General features: G+C 62.2%; 10 protein-coding genes. 9 read left to right on the forward strand and 1 reads right to left on the reverse strand.

Annotated elements, in window-relative coordinates; all coding sequences use genetic code 11:
- Positions 1-39 precede the first annotated feature (39 nt).
- Positions 40-633, reverse strand: coding sequence for a phenylacetic acid degradation protein PaaY (gene paaY, locus ACRESJ_RS03325; RefSeq protein WP_431756627.1), 594 nt, complete (start codon positions 631-633; stop codon positions 40-42).
- A gap of 349 nt (positions 634-982) precedes the next feature.
- On the opposite strand from paaY, the gene paaF reads away from it, so the two are divergent.
- The 9 genes from paaF to paaC form a co-directional block, all read left to right on the forward strand.
- Complete coding sequence (gene paaF / locus ACRESJ_RS03330; protein WP_431756628.1) at positions 983-1,756, forward strand: 2,3-dehydroadipyl-CoA hydratase PaaF; 774 nt, start codon at positions 983-985, stop codon at positions 1,754-1,756.
- Between the two features lie 47 nt (positions 1,757-1,803).
- Positions 1,804-2,595 (forward strand): 2-(1,2-epoxy-1,2-dihydrophenyl)acetyl-CoA isomerase PaaG, encoded by a 792-nt coding sequence (paaG, locus tag ACRESJ_RS03335; protein WP_431756629.1) that lies wholly within the window; start codon positions 1,804-1,806, stop codon positions 2,593-2,595.
- A gap of 3 nt (positions 2,596-2,598) precedes the next feature.
- Complete coding sequence (gene paaH / locus ACRESJ_RS03340) at positions 2,599-4,116, forward strand: 3-hydroxyacyl-CoA dehydrogenase PaaH (RefSeq protein WP_431756630.1); 1,518 nt, start codon at positions 2,599-2,601, stop codon at positions 4,114-4,116.
- Complete coding sequence (paaI, locus tag ACRESJ_RS03345) at positions 4,109-4,558, forward strand: hydroxyphenylacetyl-CoA thioesterase PaaI (RefSeq protein WP_431756631.1); 450 nt, start codon at positions 4,109-4,111, stop codon at positions 4,556-4,558. The genes paaH and paaI overlap by 8 nt, the downstream gene beginning before the upstream one ends.
- A complete protein-coding gene (gene pcaF / locus ACRESJ_RS03350; RefSeq protein WP_431756632.1) occupies positions 4,551-5,762 on the forward strand; it encodes a 3-oxoadipyl-CoA thiolase in 1,212 nt (403 codons plus the stop codon). The genes paaI and pcaF overlap by 8 nt, the downstream gene beginning before the upstream one ends.
- A 100-nt stretch (positions 5,763-5,862) precedes the next feature.
- Positions 5,863-7,188, forward strand: coding sequence for a phenylacetate--CoA ligase PaaK (paaK, locus tag ACRESJ_RS03355; RefSeq protein ID WP_431756633.1), 1,326 nt, complete (start codon positions 5,863-5,865; stop codon positions 7,186-7,188).
- A 337-nt stretch (positions 7,189-7,525) separates the two neighbouring features.
- Entirely contained in the window at positions 7,526-8,515 is a 990-nt protein-coding gene (paaA, locus tag ACRESJ_RS03360) for a 1,2-phenylacetyl-CoA epoxidase subunit PaaA (protein WP_431756634.1), read from the forward strand.
- A gap of 28 nt (positions 8,516-8,543) precedes the next feature.
- Positions 8,544-8,825 carry a 1,2-phenylacetyl-CoA epoxidase subunit PaaB gene (gene paaB / locus ACRESJ_RS03365; RefSeq protein WP_007943393.1) on the forward strand — a complete coding sequence of 94 codons (282 nt, stop codon included), beginning with the start codon at positions 8,544-8,546 and terminating at the stop codon, positions 8,823-8,825.
- Positions 8,826-8,833: 8 nt separating this feature from the next.
- Positions 8,834-9,523: 1,2-phenylacetyl-CoA epoxidase subunit PaaC (paaC, locus tag ACRESJ_RS03370; RefSeq protein ID WP_431756635.1), on the forward strand; the 690-nt coding region annotated here is incomplete at its 3' end.

Raw genomic sequence — 9,523 nt, forward strand, 5'->3', positions numbered from 1 at the left:
ATCTTAAAAAAATCAAAAGATCGCAGCCTGCGGCAGCTCCTACAGGGATCCTTTCGGACGCAACCCACGATCACTGATACGCGGGCGATCCGTCTCCGGTTCGTTCAGCGGCTCGCAGACCTGCATCTGCTCCAGGCAGCGCTGCGCCAGTTGCTGATATTCGCGGGTGCCGGCCTGTTTCCACGCCACTTCCTGATCGCTGAGCGTGCGCTTGACGATGGCCGGTGCCCCCATGACCAGCGACTGCTCGGGGCACTCGAATCCGGCCTTGACGAACGCCGCTGCCGAAACGAACGAACGCTCGCCAATCCGTGCGTTATCCATCACCACCGCATTCATGCCCACCAGCGCATCGGCGCCGATACGGCAACCATGCAGCACCGCGCCGTGGCCGATGTGACCGTTGCGTTCGACCACCGTGTCGCTGTCCGGGAAACCGTGCATCACGCAGGTGTCCTGCAGGTTGGCGCCCTCCTCCAGCACGATGCGCCCGAAGTCGCCGCGCAGGCTCGCCAACGGCCCGACATAGCAATGCGGACCGATGATCACGTCACCGATCAGCACGGCTGTCGGGTGCACATAAGCAGTGGGGTCGATCACCGGGGTCAGGCCATCAAGGCTGTAGCAGGTCATGGCAGCTTCCTTCACAAAGCGATGCAAATATTGACTCATTTTGTATCACATCGCTTTTGCAAGCACAAAGACTAAAAAGCGTATCACTTGAAAAGGACCTTTCCGACGACCTGCTCTGCATGGCAAAAACCCACATAAAGCCCAATAAAATTGGGACTAAACCGGCTATCACCCTCCTTGAAAACGTGCCTTTATGAAAACCTCACCACCCATATAGGACACATTAAATCAATTTCTGTATTGCTTTTCCGTATCACGTTGCAGGTATACTCGGACAAAACCGGCCCCTGCGGCCGATCCAATAACAAGCCGGCATCAACGCCGAGCACGCTCCGTGAGGGCATCCGCCATGCCACAAACCCTTGCCGTCGAGATGATCGAGCCCGGCGTCCGCCTGATTACCCTGCAGCGCCCGCAAGCCTTGAATGCCCTGAACACCCAATTGCTGGGTGAATTGGCGGATGAGCTGAGCGTCGCCCAGGCCGATCCCGACACTCGCGCAGTGGTTCTCACCGGCAGCCGCAAGGCTTTTGCCGCTGGCGCCGACATCAAGGAAATGGCCGAGCGGGATCTGGTCGGCATTCTCGACGACCCGCGCCAGGCTTCGTGGCAAGCCATCACCCGTTTCAGCAAACCGCTGATCGCCGCCGTCAACGGCTTCGCCCTTGGCGGTGGCTGCGAACTGGCGATGCACGCCGACATCATCATTGCCGGTGAAGACGCCCGCTTCGGTCAGCCGGAAATCAACCTGGGGATCATGCCCGGCGCCGGTGGCACGCAACGTCTGTTGCGCGCCGTGGGTAAATCCATGGCCATGCAAATGGTGCTCACCGGCGACGCTATCGACGCCCGCCAGGCACAACGTGCCGGGCTGGTCAGCGAAGTGACCCAACCGGAATTCACCGTGGATCGCGCCCTGCAAATCGCCCGCAGCATTGCCGCCAAGGCACCGCTGGCGGTGCGTTTGGCCAAGGAAGCGCTGCTCAAGGCCATGGACACTGACTTGGCCAGCGGACTGCGTTTCGAGCGTCATGCCTTCACCGTGCTGGCCGGCACCCGCGACCGCGATGAAGGCATTGCGGCCTTCCAGGAAAAACGCTCGCCGACCTTCACCGGCCAGTAATCCGGCTACACCGAATTCGAACGACCGCCAAGAGAGCGCCCAAGACCATGAATTTCGAACACATCCTGTTTTCCATCGACGCTGGCGTCGCCCTGCTGAGCCTCAACCGCCCGGACCAGCTCAACAGCTTCAATACCCAGATGCATGGCGAAGTGAAGGAAGCGCTCAAGCAAGTCCGCCAGAACCCGGACGTGCGCGTGCTGCTGCTGACCGGCGAAGGTCGCGGCTTCTGCGCAGGCCAGGACCTGAGCGACCGCAATGTCGCGCCGGGCAGCGCCGTGCCGGATCTGGGCGAGTCCATCGAGAAGTTCTACAACCCGCTGATCCGCCAATTGCGTGATCTGCCAATGCCGGTGATCTGCGCGGTCAACGGCGTGGCTGCGGGAGCTGGCGCCAACATTCCGCTGGCTTGCGACCTGGTGCTCGCCGCTCGTTCTGCCAGCTTCATTCAGGCCTTCTGCAAAATCGGTCTGATCCCTGATTCCGGTGGCACCTGGACCCTGCCGCGCCTGGTTGGCATGGCTCGCGCCAAGGCCCTGGCTCTGCTCGGCAACCGTCTGAGCGCTGAACAAGCCGAGCAATGGGGCTTGATCTACCGCTGCGTGGAAGACGCCGAACTGCGCGACGAAGCGTTGAAACTGGCGCAACACCTGGCCACCCAACCGACCTACGGCCTGGCGCTGATCAAACGCAGCCTGAACGCCAGCATGAGCAACAGCTTCGACGAACAGCTTGAGCTGGAGCGCGACCTGCAACGCTTGGCCGGACGCAGCGAGGACTACCGCGAAGGCGTTGGCGCCTTCATGGAAAAACGCACCCCAAGCTTCAAGGGGCGCTGAGTCATGACCGCATTGAACAAAACTGAACGCGTTGCCGTAATCGGCGCCGGCGCCATGGGTGCCGGTATCGCTCAGGTCGCGGCTCAGGCCGGGCATTCGGTCTTGCTGCTGGACAATCGTCCCGGCGCTGCCGCCCAGGCCATCGAAGGCATTGATCGGCAACTGGGCAAGCGCGTCGAGAACGGCAAGCTGTCTGCCGAATCCCGCATCGCGACCATCGCCCGCCTACAAGCGGTGGAAGCCATCGAAGCCCTGGCCGGTTGCGACCTGATCATCGAAGCCATCGTCGAGAATCTGGAAGTCAAACGCGCGCTGTTCCGTCAGCTGGAAGACATCTGCGGCGAACACTGCATCCTCGCCAGCAACACCTCGTCGCTGTCGATTACCAGCATCGCCGCTCAGCTGAAACGCCCGCAGCGCTTGCTCGGCCTGCACTTCTTTAACCCGGCGCCGGTCATGGCGCTGGTGGAAATCGTCTCCGGCCTGGCCAGCGATCCGGCACTCGCCGAATGCCTGTATGACACCGCCAAGGCTTGGGGCAAAAAACCGGTTCACACCCGCTCCACCCCCGGCTTTATCGTCAACCGCGTGGCCCGACCGTTCTATGCCGAGAGCCTGCGCCTGCTGCAAGAAGGTGCTGCGGACTGCCCGACTCTGGATGCGCTGATGCGCGAAGCCGGTGGTTTTGCCATGGGCGCGTTCGAACTGACCGACCTGATCGGTCACGACGTCAACTACGCCGTGACGTGCTCGGTGTTCGACGCTTACTACCAGGACACCCGCTTCCAGCCTTCGCTGATTCAGAAGGAGCTGGTGGACGGTGGCCGCTTCGGTCGCAAAAGCGGTCAGGGTTTCTACTCTTACGCTCAAGGCGCCGAACGCCCGCAAGCGTGCGAAATCACCAGCAGCGCCAGCGTGGAAAGCTGTGTAATGGAAGGCGATCTCGGCGCTGCCCAAGGCCTGCTGTCGCGTCTGCGTGAGCAAGGCGTGAATGTCATCCAGCGCGATGGCCAGGGTGTGCTGCGGGTCGGTGACGCGGTGCTGGCCTTGAGCGACGGGCGCATGGCCTGTCAGCGCGCCAAGGAAGACGGGCTGCGCAACCTGATTCTGCTGGATCTGACCCTCGATTACGGCAACGCCAAACGCATCGCCATCAGCCACGCGGCGGGTATCGATCCGCTGGCGCTGGAACAAGGTGTTGCCCTGCTGCAACAGGCCGGCTTGAAGGTCAGCCTGCTCAGCGACAGCCCGGCGCTGGCGGTATTGCGCACCGTGGCCATGCTCGCTAACGAGGCCGCTGACGCTCTGCTGCAAGGCGTGGCCTCGGCCGCCGACATCGATCTGGCAATGCGCGCCGGCGTCAACTACCCGCAAGGCCCGCTGGCCTGGGCCGATGCCGTGGGCCTGGCGCACATCCTGAACACGCTGGACAACCTGCAAGCCAGCTACGGTGAAGAACGCTACCGGCCGTCGCTGTTGCTGCGCCGCCTCGTGGCCGAAGGGAGAAATTTCCATGACTAATCGTGAAGCGATGAACCTGGCCAGCGACTGCGCGCAAGCCCTGTTCCAGCGCGACAACGCCAGCCAGGCCATGGGCATGCGCCTGTTGTCCGCCGGCCCCGGCACTTCCCGTGTTGGCATGACCGTGCGTGAAGACATGGTGCAGGGCCACGGCACCTGCCATGGCGGCTACCTGTTCGCCCTCGCCGACTCGGCTTTCGCCTTTGCCTGCAACAGCTACAACGAAGCCACCGTGGCCATCGGTTGCAGCATCGACTACATCGCCCCTGCCCGCCTGGGCGACACCCTCAATGCCGATTGCATCGAGCAAAGCCGTTCCGGCCGCACCGGCAACTACGACGTACGCATTGAAAACCAGCAGGGCCAATTGATCGCCCTGTTCCATGGCAAATCCTACAAAGTGCGCGGCCCGGTGCTGACGCAGGAGAACCCGAATGAATGACGCCCTGATCATCGATGCGGTCCGCACCCCCATCGGCCGCTACGCTGGCGTACTGAGCGCCGTGCGCGCCGACGACCTCGGCGCGGTGCCACTGCGCGAGCTGCTGCGCCGCCACCCGCAGGTGGACTGGAACAGCGTCGACGACGTGATCTACGGCTGCGCCAACCAGGCCGGCGAAGACAACCGCAACGTCGCACGCATGTCGGCGCTGCTGGCCGGATTGCCGGTCAGCGTACCGGGCACCACCCTCAATCGCCTGTGCGGTTCCGGGCTGGATGCGGTCGGCACTGCCGCGCGGGCGATCCGCAGTGGCGAGGCTGGCTTGATGTTGGTGGGCGGCGTGGAATCCATGTCCCGCGCACCGCTGGTGATGGGCAAGGCTGAGCAGGCTTTTTCCCGTCAGGCGGAAATCTTCGATACCACCATCGGCTGGCGCTTCGTCAATCCGCTGATGAAAAAGGGCTTCGGCATTGATTCGATGCCGGAAACCGCAGAGAACGTCGCCGAGCAGTTCAACATCTCCCGGGCCGATCAGGACGCCTTCGCCCTGCGCAGCCAGCAACGCGCCGCAGCCGCCCAAGCCAACGGCCGTCTGGCCAAGGAAATCGTTGCGGTAGAAATCCCTCAGCGCAAAGGCCCGGCCAAAGTCGTCGAGCAGGATGAACACCCGCGCGGTGACACCACGCTGGAGCAGTTGGCCAAACTGGGCACGCCGTTCCGCGAAGGCGGCAGCGTCACCGCTGGCAACGCCTCGGGCGTCAACGACGGTGCCTGCGCCCTGCTGCTGGCCAGTCCCGAAGCCGCCAAACGCCACGGCCTGACCGCCCGTGGCCGCGTGGTGGCGATGGCCACCGCTGGCGTCGAGCCTCGCATCATGGGCATCGGCCCGGTGCCGGCAACCCGCAAGGTGCTGGAGCTGGCTAACCTGAGCCTGGCAGACATGGACATCATCGAACTCAACGAAGCGTTCGCCGCCCAGGGCCTGGCCGTGCTGCGTGAACTGGGCCTGAGCGACACCGATCCACGGGTCAACCCCAACGGCGGCGCCATTGCCCTGGGTCATCCGCTGGGCATGAGCGGTGCGCGTCTGGTGACCACCGCCCTGCACGAGCTGGAAGAACGTCAAGGCCGCTACGCTCTGTGCACCATGTGCATCGGCGTGGGCCAAGGGATCGCGCTGATTATCGAGCGCTTTTCCCAGTAAAGAATCGCGATTCCCGGGGAGCCGAGAGGTATCCTTGGGGCATGCACTCAAAAGCCCCTGTGCGCAGGGGCTGAAACACAAAAACAATTCGAGTGAAGTCATGAACATGTCCATAACCCAATCCGTGCTTGATCCTGTACTGGACCCGCTGGAAACCGCCAGCGTCGACGAGCTGCGCCAGCATCAGCTGGACCGTCTGCGCTGGAGCCTCAAGCACGCCTACGAGAACGTACCGCTGTACCGTCAGCGCTTCGATTCCCTGGGCGTGCACCCGGACGACATCAAGTCCCTGGATGACCTGGCCAAGTTCCCGTTCACCACCAAATCCGACCTGCGCGACAACTACCCGTACGGCATGTTCGCCGTGCCGATGCATGACATCGTGCGCCTGCACGCCTCCAGCGGCACCACCGGCAAGCCGACCGTGGTTGGCTACACCCAGAACGACATCGACACCTGGGCCAACGTGGTAGCCCGTTCGATTCGTGCAGCGGGCGGCCGTCGTGGCGACAAGGTGCACATTTCCTATGGCTACGGCCTGTTCACCGGCGGCCTGGGCGCGCACTACGGCGCCGAGCGCCTGGGCTGCACCGTGATCCCGATGTCGGGCGGCCAGACCGAGAAGCAAGTGCAACTGATCAAGGATTTCCAGCCGGACATCATCATGGTCACGCCGTCGTACATGCTCAACATCGCAGATGAAATCGAGCGTCAGGGCATCGACCCGCACAAACTGGCCCTGCGCCTGGGCATCTTCGGCGCCGAGCCATGGACCGCCGAACTGCGCAGCGCCATCGAAGCACGCATGGGCATCACCGCGCTGGACATCTACGGTCTCTCGGAAATCATGGGGCCAGGTGTCGCCATGGAATGCGCCGAAACCAAGGACGGCCCGACGATTTGGGAAGACCACTTCTACCCGGAAATCATCGACCCGGTCACCGGCGAAGTGCTGCCGGACGGTCAGATGGGCGAACTGGTGTTCACCTCCCTGAGCAAAGAAGCTTTGCCGATGATCCGCTACCGCACCCGCGACCTGACGCGCCTGCTGCCGGGCACCGCACGCCCGATGCGCCGCATCGACAAGATCACCGGACGCAGCGACGACATGCTGATCATCCGCGGCGTCAACGTGTTCCCGACCCAGATCGAGGAGCAGGTGCTGAAAATCAAGCAACTGGCCGAATGCTACGAGATCCACCTGCATCGCAACGGCAACCTGGATACCGTCGATGTGCACGTCGAGCTCAAGGTCGAGCACCAGCACCTGACCGACGACCAGCAGAAAGCCGTGTGCGGCGAGCTGAGCAAGCACATCAAAACCTACATCGGGATCAGTACGCGGATCGTGTTGCAGCCGTTCCACTCGATCAAACGTTCCGAGGGCAAGGCCTGCCACGTGGTGGACAAACGCCCTAAAGCATGACTGCTGCACCTTTTGAGCCCCGCTTATGCGGGGTTTTTTTTTGCCCTTTCACCACCCCTGCCAATCCCTTGTGGGAGCTAGCCTGCTAGCGATGGTCGTCAACGATAACGCGAGCTGCCTGACACCCCTCGGCGCCCTTGCCTCCATCGCTAGCAGGCTAGCTCCCACAGGGTTTTGTGCAGGCAGCAATGGATAAGCACACCCCTCAAAAACCAACCATTCATCCCAAAGCGATACAAAAATACATACGACACGATATTTTCTGTTTGATATTAATTTCTGTATCGCTTATAAAGTTCTCCATGCCTCAGAACAGATTCAAGGCGGGAGAACAAAAATGTACGCACAGCTCGTAGAAACCGGCGTCAAGCGCATCAAGGACCTTTCGGAGATGTCCGAAGAGGAACGCGCCTTCCAGGAAAAAATCGATTCAGAAATCAAAATCGAAGCCAAGAACTGGATGCCAGATGCCTACCGCCAGACCTTGATCCGGCAGATTTCCCAGCACGCCCACTCCGAAATCGTCGGCATGCTGCCGGAAGGCAACTGGGTCACCCGTGCACCTTCGCTCAAGCGCAAGCTGCAACTGATGGCCAAGATCCAGGACGAAGCCGGTCACGGCCTGTACCTGTACAGCGCCATGGAAACCCTGGGCGCCGATCGCGATACAGAAATCGACAAGCTGCACAGCGGTAAGGCCAAGTATTCGAGCATCTTCAACTACCCGACGCTGAACTGGGCCGACATGGGTGCGGTGGGCTGGCTGGTGGATGGCGCGGCGATCGTCAACCAGGTAGTGCTGCAGCGCACCTCCTACGGCCCGTATTCGCGGGCGATGATCCGCATCTGCAAGGAAGAGAGCTTCCACCAGCGTCAGGGCTACGAAATCCTCCTGACCATGATGCGCCACGGTAACCAGGCGCAAAAAGACATGGTCCAGGACGCGATCAACCGCCTGTGGTGGCCGTCGCTGATGATGTTTGGCCCGAGCGACGAACACTCGCCGAACAGTGCCCAGTCCATGGCCTGGAAAATCAAGCGCCAGAGCAACGACGAACTACGCCAGCGCTTCATCGACCAGACCATCCCGCAACTGGAGCTTTTGGGCTGCACCTGCCCCGATCCGGACCTGAAGTGGAACGCCGAACGCGGCCACTACGACTTCGGCGAAATCCAGTGGAACGAATTCTACGAAGTGCTCAAGGGCAACGGCCCATGCAACCAGGAACGCGTCGCCACTCGCCGCAAGGCGATTGAAGACGGTGCCTGGGTTCGTGAAGCCGCCGTCGCCCACGCCCGAAAAAAACAAAACAAGAACGCCGCCTGATCCGGCCACCTGATGTGGAGTAACTGAAATGTCCGAGTGGACCCTCTTCGAAGTCTTCGTGCGCAGCAAGCACGGCCTCAACCACAAGCACGTCGGCAGCGTGCATGCCGCCGACACCACCATGGCCATCGAGAACGCCCGCGAGCTGTACACCCGTCGCAGCGAAGGCGTGAGCCTGTGGGTGGTGCCTTCGGCATTGATCACCGCTTCGTCGCCGGACGAGAAAGACCCGCTGTTCGACCCGTCGGACGACAAGGTCTACCGCCACGCCAGCTTCTACGAGCTGCCGGCCGAAGTCGGGCACATGTGAGGTCAACCATGGACAACAAGACTGATCTGATCGAATACCTGCTGCGCCTCGGCGACAGCGCCCTGATCCAGGGCCAGCGCCTGTGCCAGTGGTGCGGCAAGGCACCGGCACTGGAAGAAGAACTGGCGCTGATGAACGTCGGCCTCGACCTGGTGGGCCAGGCGCGCAACTGGCTGGAATACGCCGCCGAACTGCTGGACGACGGCCGCGATGCCGATCACCTGGCGTTCCGCCGCGACGAACGCGCCTACCGCAACCTGCTGCTGGTGGAACAACCCAACGGCGATTACGCGGTGACCATCCTCAAGCAGTTCCTGTATGACGCCTGGCACCTGCCGGTGTTGCAGGGCCTGAGCCAGTCCAGCGATGAACGCATCGCCGGGATCGCCGCCAAGGCGGTGAAGGAAGTGACCTATCACCTGCGCCGCTCCGGCGAGTGGGTCGAGCGTCTGGGTGACGGCACCGAGGAAAGCCACCAGCGCATGCTCACGGCCATTCCCGAGGTCTGGCGTTTTACCGTTGAATTGATCGCCGCCGATGACAGCGAACAGCGCCTGTGCGAAGCCGGTATCACCCCGGACATCGCCAGCGTGAGGGCGCAGTGGCAAGCCAAGGTCAACGACATTTTCGCCAGCGCCACCCTGCCCGTGCCGGCAGCACCGAGCTATTTCTACCTGAATGCGCGCAAGGGCCTGCAC

Source organism: Pseudomonas sp. (assembly GCF_050739655.1).
In the GTDB taxonomy this organism is placed as follows: domain Bacteria; phylum Pseudomonadota; class Gammaproteobacteria; order Pseudomonadales; family Pseudomonadaceae; genus Aquipseudomonas.

Excerpts from the sequence above, each read along its gene's own strand:
- paaY (WP_431756627.1), bottom strand. The coding sequence starts at position 633 with ATGACCTGCTACAGCCTTGATGGCCTGACCCCGGTGATCGACCCCACT.
- paaF (WP_431756628.1), top strand. The coding sequence starts at position 983 with ATGCCACAAACCCTTGCCGTCGAGATGATCGAGCCCGGCGTCCGCCTG.
- paaG (WP_431756629.1), top strand. The coding sequence starts at position 1,804 with ATGAATTTCGAACACATCCTGTTTTCCATCGACGCTGGCGTCGCCCTG.
- paaH (WP_431756630.1), top strand. The coding sequence starts at position 2,599 with ATGACCGCATTGAACAAAACTGAACGCGTTGCCGTAATCGGCGCCGGC.
- paaI (WP_431756631.1), top strand. The coding sequence starts at position 4,109 with ATGACTAATCGTGAAGCGATGAACCTGGCCAGCGACTGCGCGCAAGCC.
- pcaF (WP_431756632.1), top strand. The coding sequence starts at position 4,551 with ATGAATGACGCCCTGATCATCGATGCGGTCCGCACCCCCATCGGCCGC.
- paaK (WP_431756633.1), top strand. The coding sequence starts at position 5,863 with ATGAACATGTCCATAACCCAATCCGTGCTTGATCCTGTACTGGACCCG.
- paaA (WP_431756634.1), top strand. The coding sequence starts at position 7,526 with ATGTACGCACAGCTCGTAGAAACCGGCGTCAAGCGCATCAAGGACCTT.
- paaB (WP_007943393.1), top strand. The coding sequence starts at position 8,544 with ATGTCCGAGTGGACCCTCTTCGAAGTCTTCGTGCGCAGCAAGCACGGC.